We start from the raw sequence: 19,794 nt of genomic DNA on the forward strand, positions 1-19,794 counted from the left end.
GCCGACTTATCCTATCAATATAAAGTGGAAAAATTTGTATTGGTATCCACAGACAAAGCCGTAAATCCAAGTAATGTAATGGGGGCTAGCAAACGTATTGCGGAAAAATACATACAATCATTACACTTAGCTCAAACAGAAATTCTAACAAAAAATACAACCCGATTTATTACTACTCGATTCGGAAATGTGTTGGGCTCAAACGGCTCAGTAGTGCCACTGTTTACGAAACAAATTCAAGAAGGGGGACCGGTAACTATAACCCATCCCGACATTATCAGATATTTTATGACGATACCCGAATCATGCCAACTGGTTTTAGAAGCCGGAGCTATGGGAAATGGAGGAGAAATTTATATTTTTGATATGGGCAAACCGGTTCGAATTTATGATTTGGCTTTAAAAATGATTCGTATGGCCGGTTTTGAACCCGAAAAAGAAATTAAAATTGAAATCACGGGTTTAAGACCCGGGGAAAAACTTTATGAAGAATTATTAAACGATCCTAAAAATACGTTGCCTACACATCACGAAAAAATAACGATTGCTCACGAACCTATGGTTGATTTTAATAGCATCCCTAAACAAGTTGAAGAGTTAATTAGAATTGCAAAAAATAATTCAAACGTTGCTATCGTTAAATTCATGAAATTAATTATCCCGGAATTCATTAGTAAAAATTCAGAGTATGAAACTTTGGATAACAATGATCAAAACTAATAATACATGTTGTTTGAAAAAGTTCCGTTAGCACACTGCAACTAGGAAATAGATTAATATAAAGCTAGGAAATGGAAATGCAAGTCTCTTTTTGTCATCCGTTAGATATTAATGTATATTTGCAAGTCGCCCCCCAATATTTTAAATTAAAAATAGGATGAATAAAATTGTACTCCTTTCGATCTGTCTTCTAATTCTAAATACCTCGTGTATTTCCAAGAAAAATATTTTATACTTTCAGGGGATTGAAAACCAAAATACGTTTAAAGCTGATGAAACTTTTAATCACATTATCGAACCTGATGATTTAATTTCTATTAGAATTACCGCCGAAGTGAGTGAAGTCGCCGCACCTTTTAATCAAACTCAGGCTACCGGGGGTCAAAACATGCAAACCATGGGATATTTAGTAGATTACCAAGGTTTTGTAGAAATGCCAATACTCGGAAAAATTAAAGCGGCAGGATTAACTAAAAGTGAACTCAAAGAACTACTCCACTTAAAACTAACTGACTTCATTAAAGATCCTCTAATTGATATTCGAATCCTTAATTTTAAAGTTACTTTCCTCGGTGAAGTAGGAAGTCCCGGAACGATAAGCTCCGCAACGGAAAGAATGACGCTCCACGAAGCTATCGCAAAGGCAGGGGATTTTAAAGTTGTAGCCAATCGTAAAAATGTACTGGTGATTAGAGACGAAGCAGGGGTAAAAAACCATTATCGCGTCGACCTTACTAGTGTTGAAGCATTTCAATCTCCTGCTTTCTATTTGAGACAAAATGACTTAATTTATGTCGAACCCCGATTTACAAGATCCGACTCTACAGCTCTGGGTGCTAACCTCGGATTAATAGCATCCCTAACAGGATTCGCGTTGTCCTTGTTCCTTTTAATTAATAGATAAACAACCAGCCATGGAAGCTTCCTCAAATACAGAATTTCAACAAAATGAAAACAATATTAAAGAACAGGTATTTTATTTTCTGTCTTATTGGAAATGGATTGTTTTAAGCTGTAGCATTACACTGGTCGGTGCCTATGTGTATTTGCGTTATTCTACGCCAATTTTTAGTGCAACCACCTCCATACTGGTAAATGATAAAAAAGGAGGCGGAAACCCCGAATTAACCGTTTTTACAGATTTAGGAATCAAAAACTCAAATTTCGACATGAATAATGAAATTGAGTTCCTGCGTTCTAGAACTTTAATTGAACGAACGGTGGCTAAAATGAAACTGCACATCAGCTATGTCAATGAAGGCCTTATAAAGTCTGGTGAATCGTATAAAAACTCTCCGGTTAAACTAATCATTAAGGACAGTAGTGCATATTATAATAATAGTGCAGCCACACTTCGAGTAGTCACTGACGGTACAAAATTTTTTGATTGCTATGAGGCCGATAACAAATTAGGCCGATTTGAATTCAATCAACCTTTTGAATCCAAAACCTTAGGCACCATACAAATTCAAAAGGAAGATAACGCAGCTCTTGTGAAAAACAACACTCCCTTTGACATACAAATATCAATTCGCCCACTAATAGCTGTGGCTCAAAGCTACCGCAGCAGATTGGCCGTTTTCCCGCTCAACAAAGAAGTGAACATCATTCAATTGTCCATTACCGACACAAACCATGAAAGAGCCGTGGATTTTTTAAACGGTCTGATTGAAGCTTACAACCAAGACATGATTGATGATAAAAATAGAGCATCAAAAAAAACCTCAGAATTTATCGCCGAAAGACTTCAATTCATAACCTCAGAATTGGATGTAGTGGAAAAAGATGTAGAAGGCTTTAAAAGAAATGAAGGTATTGTAGACATGAATTATGAAAAAGGAATAAACCTAGGCAAATCAGAAGAATATGAAAAACAACTACTCGATATTGATGCACAAATTCAAATGGTCGATTATGTAACTAATTTTTTTAAATCTATTGCTGCCTTTGAATTTATTCCAACCGTATTACCGGCTGAAACTAACGCCTCAAGCCTTATTGCTAACTACAACCAACTCATCCAAGAAAGAAATCGAATCCTGAAAAGCTCAACGCCTTCTAATCCAACTGTGGTTACAATCGACGCTAACATTCAATCCCTGCGTAAAAATTTACAGGAAAATTTAACGCAACACAAAAATAATTTAATTATCAAAAGACGAAACCTAGCCAAACAAGATGCTAAAGTTAGTGGCAAAATTTCCCAAATACCAATACAAGAAAGAGAATTTAAAATTATTGATAGACAACAAAAAATTAAAGAAAGTCTCTATTTGTACTTGTTGCAAAAAAGAGAAGAAACAGCTCTTGCCATGGTGGTGACTTCTACCAGCGTTAAAATTTTTGATGAAGCGTATTCCTCTAAACATCCAATTTCTCCAAATCGAAAATCAATTTACCTGATGGCTTTTGCTATTGGTCTTGTCGTTCCTATTGGCATCCTTTACCTATCGCAATTACTCGATACTAAAGTTAAAAATAGATTGGATGTGGAAAAGAAAACTAAAACTCCTTTCTTGGGCGAAATCCCAAGATTTGATGATACTAATGAAATCATCAACTTCAATAGCAGATCCGGAGCCGCCGAAGCTCTTCGAATTGTGAGAACTAACCTCGAATTCATGCTAACGCAAGTGCCGTCCGGAAAAGCCAAAACAATCTTTCTTACTTCTAGTATTCCTAGAGAAGGTAAAACTTTTGTTTCGCTAAATTTAGCCGCTACTATAGCGTTGTCTGAAAAAAAAGTACTACTCATTGGAATGGATTTAAGAAACCCTAAACTCCACCAATACATAAAGGTTCCCAAAATCGGAGTAACCAATTATTTGTCTATGGAAAACCAAGACATTGAGGCTTATATCGTCAAAGTTGATGGCTACAAAAACTTTTACGTGCTACCTTCCGGAATCATTCCTCCAAATCCTGCAGAATTATTAATGAGTCCTAAAATTGAAAGCTTGTTCAACAAACTGAAACAAGAGTTCGACTATATTGTGGTTGACACTGCACCCGTAACCTTAGTGACTGACTCATTATTGATTGCTAAATATGCTGATGCTTTTGTTTTTGTCGTTAGAGCAAATTATTTGGAAAAACAAATGTTACACATACCCGAACAAATGTACCAAGAAAAAAAATTACCAAATATGGCAATCTTACTTAATGATGTAGATCTAGCCAAAAAATACGGGTATGGAGGTTATGGTTATGGAGGTTATGGTTATGGAAACTATGGTTACGGAAACTATGGTTATGGTAGCGAAAATAAAAAGAAACCTTGGTATGCTAAACTCGTTTCTAAAAACGTAAAGAGGAATTCTTAGCAAAACACGTTTCTAATAGTTTAGTGTGTTTTACCACAAGCTTGTTCGAAAAACTTTGTACATGATTTTCATGATGTATATCACTGCCCACAAAATCATAAAGTCCGTTTCTTAATAGGGTATCGCTAAACGCAGCAACTGCCTTTCCATAATATCCCACTGTTGCTGGTAAATTGAGCTGAAAAAGACAGCCCACATCCTTCATCTTAAAAAGTGAAGCTAAATCGTTCTTATAATACAAATACCGCTCCGGATGTGCCAAAACCGGTGTGTACCCTTTTAACTGTATAGCAAACAACAGTTCATAAAGTGCTATCGGCGGATTACTGTAGGAGAGCTCCACCAACAACAAACGATCATGAAGTGGGAGTAATTCGTCAGTCTCTAATTTTGAAATAAAAGTAAGGTCCAATAAATACTCCGCAGCAGCTTTTATGGGAATTCTTTCTTCCCAATGTTCTTGTGCATTGGCTACTTCTAAAGCCTTACTTCTAATCCCCGCTGTTGTATTTTCCCATACATCAGTCATCACGTGTGGAGTAGTGATGCATCGAGCAAAACCCATTGCTTTCATTTGTGATACTAATGCTTTAGTGACTGCTTCGGTAGAGGCTCCATCGTCTAACCCCCACAACAGATGTGAATGAATATCAGTATAATCATCCGGCACTAAATCTTTTAATAGGGGTTGCTCTTTTTTCCAGATTGAAAACATAACCTCATTGTGTGTTTTTTAAAGTGGCTCCTAATGGCCTCCATGCTCAAAGTAACAACTTTTTAAGCAATTTCTTTATTAAAGTACATGTATTTTAATAACATTACTTCATAAATTAAGCATAGAAAAGGATACTTTAATAAAAAAAAAGCGTAGCGTCCTTGCGTCCTTAGCGTAATTCTTTGTGCACTTTGCGGTTAAAAACCTTAATCCTCTTAATAAAAAAAGCGAAGCGTCCTTGCGTCCTTAGCGTAATTCTTTGTGCACTTTGCGGTTAAAAACCTAATCCTCCTAATAAAAAAAGTAAAGCGTCCTAAATTCTTAATCCCAAAAAAATCCGCAAAAATCCGCGGTAGCGAAGCCATCAGCGTCATCCGCGTTCCAACCTTCGCAAGAAAACAACTTAATCCAAGAACACAATATATATAACCAATCTGGAATTGAAGTCCATGGGTTTTGTTAGCAGACTAAAAGGCTATAGGGATATAAATCTAATCCAATTCTGATGTGAAAAATAATTTCACGCTCGGAAATTTACTTTGGGTCATTTGAATCGTAAAATCAGAGTCCGCCAGAAAAACCAACTGACCATATTTGTCATGAGCTAAAAACTTTTGCTTGATGCGTTTGAATTCTAAAAATTCGGAATTCTTAGCATCATCAGGTTTTACCCAACAGGCTTTATGAACCGGGAAATTTTCATAGGTACACTTGGCTCCGTATTCGTGTTCCAATCGGTATTGGATGACTTCATATTGAAGAGCACCTACGGTTCCAATTACTTTACGGTTGTTCATTTCCAAAGTAAATAACTGGGCAACCCCCTCATCCATTAATTGATCTATCCCTTTGTCCAATTGCTTCGCCTTCATCGGGTCGGCATTATTGATATAACGGAAATGTTCAGGAGAAAAACTGGGAATACCTTTGAATTGCATGTTCTCGCCTTCGGTTAAGGTATCGCCAATTTTAAAATTTCCGGTATCGTGTAAGCCTACAATATCTCCGGGATAAGAGATGTCTACAATTTCTTTCTTCTCTGCAAAAAAGGCATTCGGACTCGAGAATTTCAAGCTCTTATTTTGTCGTACGTGCAAATAGGGCTTGTTTCTTTCGAAAGTCCCCGAAACAATCTTTATAAAAGCCAAACGGTCGCGGTGTTTGGGATCCATGTTGGCATGAATTTTAAATACAAAACCACTCATTTTTGTTTCCTCCGGTTCCACCAAACGAATATCGGAGTGTTTTGGTCGGGGTGACGGAGCAATTGCTATAAAGGCATCCAATAATTCACGTACTCCAAAATTATTCAACGCCGATCCAAAAAATACAGGCTGTAAATGCCCTTCCAAATAGTCCTCCCTATTGAAAGGGGGGTAAACTTCCTGGATTAATTCCAATTCTTCCCGAAGTCTATCAGCCGGTTTTTGGCCGATTATCGTTTCCAATTCCCCGGAATGAATGTCGGTAAATGATAAGGTATCTTCAATATTTTTACGACTGTCGCCACTAAACAAGTTGATGTTTTTCTCCCATATGTTATAGATTCCTTGAAAGTCATACCCCATTCCGATAGGAAAACTCATGGGGGTTACCGTAAGTTTTAGTTTTTGCTCCACCTCATCCATTAAATCGAAGGCGTCTTTACCCTCACGGTCCAATTTATTGATGAAAACTATCATAGGTATGTTTCGCATACGACATACTTCAACCAATTTTTCCGTTTGCTCTTCAACTCCTTTTGCCACATCAATCACAACAATAACACTGTCCACAGCGGTAAGCGTGCGAAAGGTATCTTCAGCAAAGTCCTTGTGACCCGGTGTGTCTAGAATGTTGATTTTCTTGTCTTTATAATTGAATGCCAATACTGAAGTGGCCACAGAAATTCCTCTCTGCCGTTCAATTTCCATAAAATCGGATGTGGCTCCCTTTTTAATTTTATTATTTTTAACCGCTCCGGCTTCTTGAATAGCACCACCAAATAGCAGTAGCTTTTCTGTTAATGTAGTCTTTCCTGCATCAGGATGGGAAATAATACCAAAGGTTCGTCTTCTTTTAATTTCGTCTGTAAAACTCATAGGATGGGTAATGGTCTGCAAAAGTAGTGTTTTTTTTTAGCTAAGACAAGACCCTCCACCACCCCCATTGTCCCACCATAGCCATCACCATCACCGTCCCCCATTATCCGATATCAACCAAAAAAAAATCCTAAAACACTTTACGAAAACGTTTGAAATCGATACTTTTGCACCAAATTTATAAACAACACTAACTACAACAAAATGAAAATCAATCAATCGTTATACGAAAAAGAACTTTCGTTTCAAGCGGACAGAAGAAGAGCAGGGGTAGAATTTATTAAAATTATAAGCGATTTATGGTATGACAAATCCATTGAAATCGTGCTTTTCCGAAACCAATTAATTGATAAAAATGTTTCTGAAATTCTAAACCTTCACGAATATGCCGGCGAATTTGTAGGGAAACCTATCTCCGTGTTTGATTCCGTAGAAATTGCCCGAGAAATGCTTTCTCTGGACCTACCTCCTTCTAAACTAGACATCGGAAAATTAACGTACGAATACCACTTAGAAGACGACAAATACCACAATACCAAATCTTTCGTAATTGATAAATTAAAAAAAGCCAAAGACTTCCACATCATCAAACCAAAAGATGTGGTGCTTTATGGTTTTGGTAGAATCGGTCGTTTATTGGCTCGTGAGTTAATGTCTAAAACCGGAAAAGGAAGTCAATTGCGGCTTCGTGCTATTGTTACCAGAGACAAAAATGACGCCACTATCTTAGAAAAAAGAGCTTCCTTATTACGCTATGATTCGGTACATGGTGATTTTCAAGGCTCTGTTACGGCCGATCCCGAAAACAATGCGTTAATTATAAACGGTACTACCGTGCACATGATTTCGGCAAACGGACCGGAAGATATTGACTACACTAAATACGGAATTGAAGAGGCCTTGGTGATTGACAACACAGGAGCATTCACTACCGAAGAAGCGTTAAAAAGACACTTGGTTTCAAAAGGAACCGCAAAAGTATTGCTAACAGCTCCCGGAAAAGGAATTCCAAATATTGTATATGGTGTTAACCACAACGAACACAATCCGGAAAATGTTGATATTTTCTCTGCGGCATCGTGTACAACCAATGCCATCACACCCATTTTAAAAGCGGTGGAAGATACTTTAGGCGTCGTAAAAGGTCACTTAGAAACCATACATGCCTACACTAACGACCAGAATTTGGTGGACAACATGCATAAAAAATACCGCCGTGGTAGAGCCGCTGCGTTGAACATGGTAATCACAGAAACCGGTGCCGGAAGTGCCGTAGCGAAAGCATTGCCTTCATTAGCCGGGAAATTGACATCCAACGCAATTCGTGTTCCTGTACCTAATGGTTCTCTAGTAGTGTTAAACTTAGAAGTTAGTAAAGAAACTTCTGTGGAAGACATCAACAACATCATGAAAAAATACGCCTTAGAAGGTGAATTAGTAGAACAAATTAAATATTCCTTAAATAACGAATTGGTGTCTTCCGATATCGTAGGTACAAATGCACCCGCTATTTATGACAGCAATGCCACGATCGTTTCAGGTGATGGAAAAAATATCGTACTGTATGTATGGTACGACAACGAATTTGGATACAGCCACCAAGTAATTCGATTAGCAAAATACATCGCAAAAGTAAGACGCTACAATTACTATTAAAATAACACCTAACGAAACAACCCTAAAGCACTTCCTCTCTTCTGATGAAGTGCTTTTTTTCTCTCAGTATCTCAGCACATTTAAAACCATGAAAAAATCAACAAACACTAACTGTCTTTAGCTCCCGTATTTCCCTCCGGCCGTAGGCCGGGGTGGTTCTTATTACTTCAAAACCAATCTCTTAAAAATCAACAAACACTAACTATCTTAATTCTTTTATCTTAATACCTTAAAACCTCAGCACCTCAGCACCTCAGTACCTCAGTACCTCAGCACCTCAGTCCCTCAACACCTCCCCATTATATTTTTATAAAAAGTATTCGTTTATTTCACAAAAAAGTATACTTTTGAATTCCCTTATTTCAATCAACCGTTTTTAATGAAGAAGCGTTATACGAACAGGATTAGTTAATCGTTTAACTAAACCACGTAGTAGTGCTATGGCTTTACTTTTTTAAAAAACTTAACGGACTAAAAAACACAACAACCATTTTACATGAAAATAATCGGTATCTTTTTGATTTTATGTGCACAGCTTACCTTTGCTCAAACAGAAAAAGCGGAATCGTATAACCACGGGCATAACGGTATTGAACTGGTTTCCCGATGCCAAAAAGGAAACACCGTTATTGTGAGTACCTACAATGCTAAAATGACCATTCGGGAAGAAATTGCACAAAACATCTTCAAAATGTATGAAGCCAACCAACTGGAAAACAACCAATGGTTAACCGTAACCTGCAACCAAGCAAAAGTGTATGGAAAATGTAGCATTCGTACCAAAAACAAACTAACCGCAATCGACTTCTATTTTGAAAAAGTATATTGGAATTCCGGTACCACCGAAGTATACGTCAAACCCACAAAACCGTAAGTAAAACCAAAAAGCGAAGCGTCTTTGCGTCTTCCCATTTTTGCGTCTTTGCGTCTTTGCGAGAAAAAAAATTAACACTTAAAAAAAAAAGCGAAGCGTCATAAAAAAATCTGCAAAAATCAGCCTTGGCAAAGCCACCCGCGTCATCCGCGTTACAACCTTCGCGAGAAAACCTTAACATCCTTAATGAAAAAAAAGCGAAGCGTCTTAAAATCTTAATGTTAAAAAGTAAAAACCAATCAAAAAGCGAAGCGTCTTAAAATCCGCAAAAATCAGCCTTGGCAAAACCACCTGCGTCATCCGCGTTCCAACCTTCGCAAGAAAACCTTAACATCCTTAATGAAAAAAAAAGCGAAGCGTCTTAAAATCTTAATGTTAAAAAGTAAAAACCAATCAAAAAGCGAAGCGTCATAAAAAAATCTGCGAAAATCAGCGTTGGCAAAGCCACCTGCGTCATCCGCGTTCCAACCTTCGCGAGAAAAAAAATTTAACACTTAAAACAAAAAACAAAAAAACTCCCGAATCACTTCGGGAGTTATATACAAAAAAGAAAAACTTAAGCTCTTCCTGCCGCTGCAATCAAATTCAAAGCAGAACCCGCCACAAACCATCCAATCTGACTGTCATTATACGAATGATTAGCCACAATAACATCCTTGCTGCCATCCGCATGAACAAACTCTAACGTTAACGGTTTACCCGGTGCAAAATCAACTAAATCCACAAAATTGATGGTATCATTCTCTTGAATTTTATCATAATCCGCTTCATTGGCAAAAGTCAACGCCAACATCCCCTGTTTCTTCAAATTGGTTTCGTGAATACGAGCAAATGATTTTACCAATACCGCTTTCACTCCCAAGAAACGAGGCTCCATTGCCGCATGCTCTCTTGAAGAACCTTCCCCATAATTGTGGTCTCCCACAACAATTGAAGGAACACCCGCCGCTTTATAAGCTCTTTGAACAGCCGGAACCGCATCGTAAGCTCCTGTTAATTGATTTTTAACCGTATTCGTTTTTTGATTAAAAGCATTTACGGCTCCAATCAACATATTATTCGAAATATTATCCAAATGACCTCGGAAACGCAACCACGGACCAGCCATCGAAATGTGGTCGGTAGTACATTTTCCAAAAGCTTTGATCAATAATTTAGCACCCGTAATATTTTTACCGTCCCATGGCAAGAAAGGATCTAGTAATTGCAAACGTTCTGAAGTGGGACTTACAGCCACTTGCACTTTTGAACCGTCTTCTGCAGGAGCTTGATAACCCGGATCCTCCGCGTCAAACCCTTTGGGTGGTAATTCATTTCCGGTGGGCTCGTCCAAACGTACTTCCTCACCATTTTCATTAATCAAGGTATCGGTTAACGGATTAAATCCTAAATCGCCCGCAATCGCTAAAGCAGTAACCAATTCAGGTGAACCTACAAACGCTAACGTATTCGGATTTCCATCCGCACGTTTTGAAAAGTTACGGTTGAACGAGTGAACAATCGTATTGCGTTCTTCTTTCTCCGCTCCTTCTCTATCCCACATTCCAATACACGGTCCGCAAGCGTTCGCAAAAACAGTCGCTCCGATTTTATCAAAAGTATCAATAAATCCATCGCGTTCTATCGTATAACGTACGGTTTCTGAACCCGGTGTGATCGTGAATTGTGCTTTGGTTTTTAAATTTTTATCAGAAACTTGTTTCGCTAACGAAGCAGCTCTGGCTATATCTTCATAAGAGGAATTGGTACAAGAACCAATCAAACCTACTTCAATTTTCAATGGCCAATTGTTTTTAATGGCTTCTTCTTTCATTTTCGAAATTGGCGTAGCCAAATCCGGTGTGAAAGGACCATTCAAATGAGGCTCTAATTCCGATAAGTTAATTTCAATAACTTGATCAAAATACTGCTCCGGATTAGCATATACCTCCGCATCAGCTGTCAAATAAGAAGCTACTTGATTGGCTGCATCTGCAACATCCGCTCTTCCGGTGGAACGCAAATAACGATCCATCGAAGCATCATAGCCAAAAGTGGAAGTAGTAGCCCCAATTTCAGCACCCATATTACAAATGGTGCCTTTTCCGGTACACGACATCGCAGTAGCACCTTCACCAAAATATTCAACAATAGCTCCGGTCCCTCCTTTTACGGTTAGGATACCGGCTACTTTCAAGATAACATCTTTCGGGGCTGTCCAACCGGATAATTTTCCGGTCAACTTTACACCTATTAATTTTGGAAATTTCAATTCCCATGCCATACCCGACATTACATCTACCGCGTCAGCACCACCTACGCCAATGGCCAACATCCCCAATCCACCTGCATTTACAGTATGCGAATCGGTTCCAATCATCATTCCGCCCGGAAAAGCATAATTCTCTAATACCACTTGGTGGATAATTCCGGCTCCCGGTTTCCAAAATCCAATACCGTATTTATCCGATACTGACGATAAGAAATCAAACACCTCATTACTTTGTTGCTTCGCACGTGCCAAATCAGTTTTAGCATCTACTTTTGCTTGAATCAAGTGGTCACAATGTACCGTAGTGGGAACAGCAACTTTACTTTTTCCGGCATGCATAAACTGCAACAAAGCCATTTGAGCTGTCGCATCTTGACAGGCCACACGATCCGGGGCAAAATCAACATAATCTTCACCTCGCTTAAAAGCTTGTGAAGGCGTTCCCTCCCATAAATGGGAATATAAAATTTTCTCAGATAAGGTAAGTGGACGACCTACTAACTCACGGGCTTTGTCAACACGCTCCGCTAGATTAGCATACACTTTTTGAATCATTTCAATATCAAATGCCATAAATTAAAAAGGTTTATTTGTTTGTGGTGCAAAATTACGAAAACGTTAGAACAATAGAAAATTAATAGCCAAATATCTCTTTTGGAAATCATTTTTTATCAAAAACGATTTTTATACATAGAATTTTCAATAAATAGCAATTTAACTGTATAATAATGAAAATTTGATAATTTCAAAGCCTAAAAATAACAATCTCATAAAATGGAATAGAAAAAAGTGCAGAAAAAAGTGTAGTTAATCCCCACCAGATTGCATAAGTCATGTTGAACCCTCCCGAACCCTGTCATGCTGAACTCGTTTCAGCATCTTCCATCTCCCATCTCCCATCTCCCATCTCCCATCTTCCATCTCCCAACTCCCATCTTCCATCTTCCATCTTCCATCTTCCATCCCTACTCCTTCACCAACTTCTGCACCCCAATCACCTTCCCTTCCTGCACCACCTCAACCACATAAACCCCCGCTGACAATAACGACAACGACAAATCCAACGACAACAATCCATTAGAATACATCGGTGCCATAACCGCCCGACCATGTAAATCATAGACCGAAACGCTTACATTATCCAAACCGCTTTTCAAAGAAAGACGAACAGTGTCTGTAGCAGGATTCGGTGACAGCACCAATGAAATTTGCTGATAATCACTCACACTCAGCGTACACCCCGCCACAGGCACATATAAGGGTATTGGAGATTCAGTTGTAGTTCCATTGCCATATTGACCAAACTCATTATATCCCCAAGACCATAGGGAACCGTCTGTTTTTAGCCCAACAGAGTGATATCCTCCTCCGGTAACAGCAACCCAGTTCGTATCTATACCGATTTGAACAGGAGCACTTTGATTTGTTGTGTTTCCTATACCAAGCTGACCAAAGTTATTACGACCCCAGACCCAAAGCGTTCCATCTGATTTAATACCTAGGGAAAATTGAAAACCTGCTGCAATAAACTGCCAAGTATCAGTGCCTACTTGTTGAGGCACATTGGAACTGGAACCGGTGCCATTCTGACCATAGCCACCCCCTCCCCAGGTCCATAAGGTACCATCGGTTTTTAAGCCCATACCATGAGCAGCACCCACACTGATATACTCCCAATCGGTAGCCGTACCAATCTGAGTGGGATAGTTAACCACCAATGTGCTCGGGGTAGCCACTAATCTCCCAGAATTATCTCCCCAACCCCATAACGTACCGTTTTCTTTCAAAGCTAAACTAGCACCGGTGTTGCTACTTTCCACTTGCTTCCAATCAGTAGCTGCCCCAATTTGAATGGGAGATAATTGATTGGCACAACACGTACCATTACCCATTTGACCAGAATTATTCTGTCCCCATCCCCATAAGGTACCATTTGTCTGTATAGCTAAAGTGTGAGCCGTACTGGAAACATTTTTCCACGTAGTACCGGGATTAATTTGCACTGGAGAATTATATGACGTTGTAGTGCCTACGCCTAATTGCCCTACATTATTACCTCCGGTTCCCCATAAAGAACCATTGGTGGCAATAGCAAAAGTAGTATAATATCCAGCATCAAAAGTAGTCCAAGGCTGGTTCAGATTGGCAAACAATACAGGGGTTAAGTGATCCGAATTATTACCTGTACCAGACTGTCCATTCGCTCCCCATCCCCAAAACCAAACAGTACCATCACTTTTTTGGGCAATGACATTTCCTTCTCCGCCTCCCACTTTAACAAAACATTGACCTACTATTGTGAAGGGTGTAATTAATAAAAAAAATAAGGTAATTGTTTTTTTCATAGAAATTATAATTTAAAAGGCCGCCTTGCAGCGGCCTTAGGTTTAATTTAGTTTTTCATTAGTTTATGTTGTGACACAAGCACTCCTGCTTCACGGAGCACCACAATATAAACACCTGCAGGATAAGAACCGGTGTGAACCGTAATGGCTTTATCTTCAGGTTTTAAGTGCGTTTGTTGCATCAATCGACCCGTCAAATCATAAATGAATAATTCACCTTTTGATTTAATACCGGTAAAGGAAATAGTGACCGCATCATTTGTCGGATTCGGATACAGTGTAACCGCAACCAAATCCATTCCCTCACCGTGCTTAGTTGGCTCCTGAACCTGCTCCTTATTAACTTGACTTTCTTCCTCACAAGAAGGAATATCTAACAAGAAGGTGTACGTACACGGATTACCATCTTTATCCAATGCCTCAATGATAAATTCTACCATACCACCTGTAAAAGTACCCGTTGGAATAAAGGTAAACATATACGGATGCAAACCGGCACTGATGTCAAAAGCAGATGGGTTAATAACCATAGTACCACTCAAAGAACTAATCACCGCATTCAAATCATCACCACTGGCGATATCCAACACAACCGTAAAACTACAAAATTTATCTTCATTTTTTATAATACTTTGTGGTATAACCCGTTCAATTTTACATTTTTTACATGCTAACTCTTTAAAATAAAGAGGGTCAGTAGTTAATTCACAATCACCTGTGTTTAGTGTAAAAGCATATTCTCCCGTTCCGGTTAGCTCATAAGGAGTCGGAAAACTGGTGGTATTGGAAACAGCAACAACTTGATCCTTTTCCCAAGCCCAATAAGGCAAATATACTCTTGGTCCTATCAGTGTACCGATGTTTTCTTTACAGGCATCATAACATCCTGAAGGGAAAATCCAACTGTAAACTTCCGGATCTTTTGGCACATCAATTTGGGTTGAGAAACTACAATCTCCTACAGTGGCAGTCACACGATAAGGTCCACCGGCTGACACATAAATAGGATTACCTATTTGACCGTCACTCCAAGTAAAATGAGCTCCGGTTGCTGCCGTTTGTGCAGTTAACTTATACTCATACGGACTACAACTGACCATTTGCGGTGTTAAAATGACCAAATCCGTTGGAGCGGGCAGCACTTGAACCGTAACACTGCTTGAATTACTACAACCATCCAAAAGTACGGTAGCTGTGATGGTATGAGTACCTGCACTTAAATTAGAAAATATAGGGGCAGTATTGTTGTTAAATTGGGGTTGGGCAACAGTGTTCAACGTCCAACTAATTGTTGTAGCATTAGTAGTTGCTTTCACCGGATAGATGCCTCCCAAACAAATAGAAGTAGCCGCCGTTAACGTTAAAGATGGTAACGGTTTAAAGATAGGACTGATGCGACTTGGAGTAGCATACTCACACAAATCCGCTGAACGTACTTTTAGCCAATACGAACCGGGTGTCGTGACAACAAGATTGGGACCGTTTACAGGAGGAGTCACTTCCGTTAACCCATTCATCCAAATATATTCCTCAACAGCACAAGTGTCGAGCTGACTAGGGTTGGCTTGATACGTCAAGGTTACACCATAACCGGCACAAACACTTGGTGGATTTGGTGTGGTCACCACATCACCATAAAAACATTTTTCAGGAATAGTGATAGGTAATGACAAGGTTCGGGAACATCCCAAAGCATTGGTTACAGTTACGTAAACCGTATGAGGACCACTGGTTGAAAAAACCCTTTTTGGATTAAATAAAGTACTTTGAGCTCCTTCATCAAATGTCCATAAATAAGAATCCGTTGATGACTGAGAAAATGATACTTCAAAACGTACAGCAGTATCATGACAATGAATTTCTTCCACCAATTCTATAAACATCGCATTTGACATCGTACTCAACGTAAACACCAACTCATACGAGCATTCATCTTGCCAAACACCATTCAATTTTCCTTTAACTACTTGGGTAACTATATAAGTACCGCTTCCTAATGAATTGATTACATTTCCGGAAACCAATACATTACTGCTTGGCGGTGTGCCATTAGGTCTTATGTAATATTTTATATCCCTGTCTGTAACAGGAGCAAAAAAGTTGGTTTCATCAAAAAAGGTTACAGTAAAATCGGTGTTGCCATTACATACTGCCTGATAAGCAAATTTAGGCACATAAGGCACCGTAATCTTATTATAATCACGCAATGTAATTAGATTAAAAGGGGCATTTTGACAGGTATAACGAGCTTGATAGTACACGTGATACTCTCCGGCTTCTGCCGTAATTTGAGTCCCGGTATAATTGTTATGGTTAAAATTAGGTCCAACAATTTTAAAACTTTCAAAAGAGGAGGGCACTGTAGTACTGCCACTCAAATAAATAATACCACAATCATTAAAACTGGTGTTGGTTAAAACTGGTACAGGATCCAACTCACAAATAACCGTATCGTTGCAATTTTGATAAACGTTTACTATATTGGAAAAAGCAATACAACCTTTACTGTCAACTACGCTAAAACGATAACTGCCAAACCCCATAGCAGGTGTAACAGCCAAAGTAGTATTCGGAACGGGTTGAGGACTAAGGATGGCACCGTTTCTATACCAAGTAACCGTTAAACCGGCAATGGAGGTGCCTATTTCTAAAACAGTTGCAATATCTTGCACATCACAAAACACATTACCTCCGCTTACAATGGATAAAGAAGCAGGCGGCTCAGGAAATACTGATACATTGAATACAGCAACATTTGTACTTACATCACATCCGTTTGGAGTTGCAATAAAAGCTGTAATTGTTCTTCCAATATTTGAACCGGTGTTGTTAGAAAATGTAAAATTTTGTGTGGTACTTCCTGTGGTAGTTACTCCTCCATTTGTCCAAGTAACCACTGTTCCCGGTGCAAGAGAAACACCGTTGGTAGAACTGACTGTAAACGTTACTCCTGCTCCGGAACAAACAGAACTGTCAGCTGAAATTTGAATAATCGGGATAGGAATAATAGTCACTTGATACGTAAACACTTGTGGAGGTAACGTACATTTTTGTATCGTTAAAATCACATCAACTTGTGTTGGTGCACTCACATTATACCATAAAAAAGTGGCTGCATTAGTACCTTGACCTTCCGTAACACTACCTAAACTGGAGTCAGAAAGACTCCAAGTATAAAGCTCTCCTTGAGTATATAAATTGGTGGTACCGCTTTGATAAGCAAAAAAGTCTTGATAGGAGTTGGCACATATCGAATTCACATTGTCCTCACTAATTACATCAACCAACACTTGTTGTAAGTTGATGGGTAAAGTGGTAGGTGACGAAGCACAAACAAGTGGGTTAATAGATTGCCGAACAACCGTCAGTGAATGAGGCCCGGTGGCACTAAAACTAACATTAACAGAACTTCCTGTAGCGGCACCAATAAAACTACCATTCTGAATAGTCCAATGATAGGTTGAATTAGAATCAGGATTTTGTATCGTATAAGTATAGGGTTGTGACGGACAAACAACTGTAGTGCCTGAAATTGAATTCAAAGCTACAGCTTGTGGATTTGCCACAATAGTGATGGTTTTTTGTTCACCTTCACACAAAGCACTACCGGCTGTAGATAAAATATAATTTCCGGCCGTAGTAAAAGTATATTGAAATTGATTAGAACCGTTCAAAGTTGTAATTACAGTTGTTCCATTGGCAGCAAATAAAGTCCAATTCGCTGCGTCTCCTGAAGCGGTAGTATAGGTTGCAACTGTTCCTTGACAAAACTCAGTATCGCCCAAAAACTCAACTCTTGGTTCAGAGATAATAGTAAAAAGGGCAATTCCCGTACAACCGGTCAATGTATTCACATAAGTAGCTTTCAAAAGCAACGTTCCCTCTACAAATGGAAAAATAACAACTTCATTGCGTTGATCAGTCAAAATAACATCAGCCAAATCATTGTTTTCATTACCCACAATCTCCCATTGAAAATCGGTAGTAGGCCATTGGGGCAACTCATAGCGTCCGTAAGAATAAACACACAAAGAATCAGGGCCAACAATCGTTCCTTTAGATTGAATCACCGGCACACGTAGGGTCGTTGGAAAATAACATTCCAAGTGACAGTCTCTCGGATCAAAAGTAACATAACCAAATCCGGTAGCGTCAACATCATCCCATATAACCGTTAAATCACCTGTACTTTGATTGATATCTGCTATAGTTCCTCCAATAACACTCCAATTAAAAGCATCACCACAAATAGCTCTGGCATCAAAAGGCAATGTATAAGTGGCTCGTTGATCTTCACAAACAATGGAAGGACATTGAATATCAAATCCTTTTGGGCCAACCTCAACAAGAATCCCTATGGTATGCTTACAATTACAAGCATTAGTAACAGTAAGCTTTACCATAAAAGTCCCATCACTTTGATAAGTGTGTGTAGGGTGCTCAGCTGTTGATGTTGTATTGTCTCCAAAATCCCAGAAATAAGATACAATGGCTGTACCACCATTGGCTTGAGATTGATTAGTGAAATAAATTAATTGATCCGTACATGCATAGATAGTTTCACCCTCCCCTGTTGTGAATGGTAAAACCTCAAAATCTGCAATAGGACCAATTATTTTTTCAAAGCAAATAGTTTTAGAACTGATAGTTGACCCCGTAGTGATTTGAAAACTTAAACTACCCATTCCAAAACTACCCCATAAAACACTACAACTTGTGTTAGTTGAAGAAGAAATTGAGCCACCAATACTACTCCAAACAACTGTACTGCCTGTTGGAACATTTTGCAAATGGTAAACGATATAAGAATTTTCACAGACCCTAAAACAGTCTCCATCTTGAATGTCCTCTAAAAAAGAGGCTCTTTCTCATCCCTGGGAGGTTCTCCTGTTTCATACACTTGACATCCAACGCCACCACTCCAAATAATGGAGACTGGATTGGTACTTTGAGCAAAAACACTGCTTGAAAACAATAAAAAACTAACAAGCAATAGACCGGTAAACTTAAACATAAACGGTAAAGATTTACATTTAAAATAGGAAGTAATTTCCGTCATAAAATGTGTTATTTAGTTGGTTAAACAGTTCCAAACTTAACATTTTATTTCATGCCTTTTTTACTACATTTTTTAAAAAAAATTTTCATTTGCCTGAAATCCAAAACATTTCATCGATTATTTCTTTATTCATAAGGTATGACAATTCTTATAAAGCGATTTATTTTTTATTAACAATTAATAAATAAAAGTGGTTAATAAGTTTGTAATTTACTAATCGGAAAAAAGGCTTTTCTCCTGATTTTTAAGAACAGAAAAAAAGATTTTTCAAAGTTATGTAAATGAAATCTTATTTGATGATATAAGGAATTTAAGACAATTCAAACTTATTTTATTTTCATAACTGCTAATTAAAAAAAGTAAGTTCCTAGTGAAACATTTTTATCTTTCTGAAAGACAAAAAATAGTGTTAATAACTTTTTATGATAAATAGTGATTTTTTAATAAAAAACAAACTTTTTAGCATGGTTTTATTTCTTATAATTTCCACTTTAACCAAAATATTTAAGAAAATAATAAAATGAACGCTATTGATTTACAATAATTACTCTAAATCAATTATAAAAAAAACAGTTCAATAGTGCTTAAGATTAAAACCATAGTTATATAACTATAATGGGATTTTTAATAATGGGTATAGCTATTTCAGGACGGGTCGGGAGTGTTCAATAAACTGTGTCATTGCATTTTATTCTATCACTAAAATACACATTTAAATCATTTTGAATAGCAGACCAGTGAAAAATTTGTCCATTCCATCTAGTTTGTGC

Annotated in this window: 12 protein-coding genes; 5 read left to right on the forward strand and 7 right to left on the reverse strand. The window is 38.2% G+C overall.

Annotated elements, in window-relative coordinates:
• The 3 genes from B3L86_RS09740 to B3L86_RS09750 form a co-directional block, all read left to right on the forward strand.
• On the forward strand, positions 1-720 hold a 720-nt coding region (locus B3L86_RS09740), incomplete at its 5' end, for a polysaccharide biosynthesis protein (protein WP_291118307.1).
• Positions 721-877: 157 nt separating this feature from the next.
• A complete protein-coding gene (locus B3L86_RS09745; protein WP_291118310.1) occupies positions 878-1,624 on the forward strand; it encodes a polysaccharide biosynthesis/export family protein in 747 nt (248 codons plus the stop codon).
• A 10-nt stretch (positions 1,625-1,634) separates the two neighbouring features.
• Positions 1,635-4,043, forward strand: coding sequence for a GumC family protein (locus B3L86_RS09750; RefSeq protein ID WP_291118313.1), 2,409 nt, complete (start codon positions 1,635-1,637; stop codon positions 4,041-4,043).
• Here B3L86_RS09750 and B3L86_RS09755 read toward each other — a convergent pair.
• Complete coding sequence (locus tag B3L86_RS09755; protein WP_291118315.1) at positions 4,018-4,758, reverse strand: tyrosine-protein phosphatase; 741 nt, start codon at positions 4,756-4,758, stop codon at positions 4,018-4,020. The two genes, B3L86_RS09750 and B3L86_RS09755, sit on opposite strands and share 26 nt — an antisense overlap.
• A gap of 491 nt (positions 4,759-5,249) precedes the next feature.
• Positions 5,250-6,839 (reverse strand): peptide chain release factor 3, encoded by a 1,590-nt coding sequence (locus B3L86_RS09760; RefSeq protein WP_291118338.1) that lies wholly within the window; start codon positions 6,837-6,839, stop codon positions 5,250-5,252.
• A gap of 204 nt (positions 6,840-7,043) precedes the next feature.
• On the opposite strand from B3L86_RS09760, the gene B3L86_RS09765 reads away from it, so the two are divergent.
• Both B3L86_RS09765 and B3L86_RS09770 read left to right on the forward strand, forming a co-directional pair.
• Positions 7,044-8,495 (forward strand): glyceraldehyde-3-phosphate dehydrogenase, encoded by a 1,452-nt coding sequence (locus tag B3L86_RS09765; RefSeq protein ID WP_291118318.1) that lies wholly within the window; start codon positions 7,044-7,046, stop codon positions 8,493-8,495.
• Between the two features lie 496 nt (positions 8,496-8,991).
• Positions 8,992-9,369 (forward strand): hypothetical protein, encoded by a 378-nt coding sequence (locus B3L86_RS09770; RefSeq protein ID WP_291118320.1) that lies wholly within the window; start codon positions 8,992-8,994, stop codon positions 9,367-9,369.
• A 556-nt stretch (positions 9,370-9,925) separates the two neighbouring features.
• Here the strand turns inward: B3L86_RS09770 and B3L86_RS09775 are convergent.
• From B3L86_RS09775 to B3L86_RS09790, 5 genes are all read right to left on the reverse strand, one after another.
• Positions 9,926-12,193: an aconitate hydratase gene (locus B3L86_RS09775; protein WP_291118322.1), complete on the reverse strand. Its 2,268-nt coding sequence runs from the start codon at positions 12,191-12,193 to the stop codon at positions 9,926-9,928.
• A gap of 283 nt (positions 12,194-12,476) precedes the next feature.
• On the reverse strand, positions 12,477-12,569 hold the full coding sequence (locus B3L86_RS13680) for a hypothetical protein (RefSeq protein WP_414655131.1): 93 nt from the start codon (positions 12,567-12,569) through the stop codon (positions 12,477-12,479).
• Positions 12,570-12,585: 16 nt separating this feature from the next.
• Positions 12,586-13,965, reverse strand: coding sequence for a T9SS type A sorting domain-containing protein (locus B3L86_RS09780; protein ID WP_291118323.1), 1,380 nt, complete (start codon positions 13,963-13,965; stop codon positions 12,586-12,588).
• Between the two features lie 47 nt (positions 13,966-14,012).
• Positions 14,013-18,755, reverse strand: a complete 4,743-nt coding sequence (locus B3L86_RS09785) for a PKD domain-containing protein (protein WP_291118325.1) — start codon at positions 18,753-18,755, stop codon at positions 14,013-14,015.
• 59 nt (positions 18,756-18,814) lie between these two features.
• Entirely contained in the window at positions 18,815-19,024 is a 210-nt protein-coding gene (locus tag B3L86_RS09790; protein ID WP_291118327.1) for a hypothetical protein, read from the reverse strand.
• Positions 19,025-19,794 lie beyond the last annotated feature (770 nt).

The sequence above is a fragment of the Flavobacterium sp. UBA6135 genome, assembly GCF_002428305.1.
GTDB lineage: Bacteria > Bacteroidota > Bacteroidia > Flavobacteriales > Flavobacteriaceae > Flavobacterium.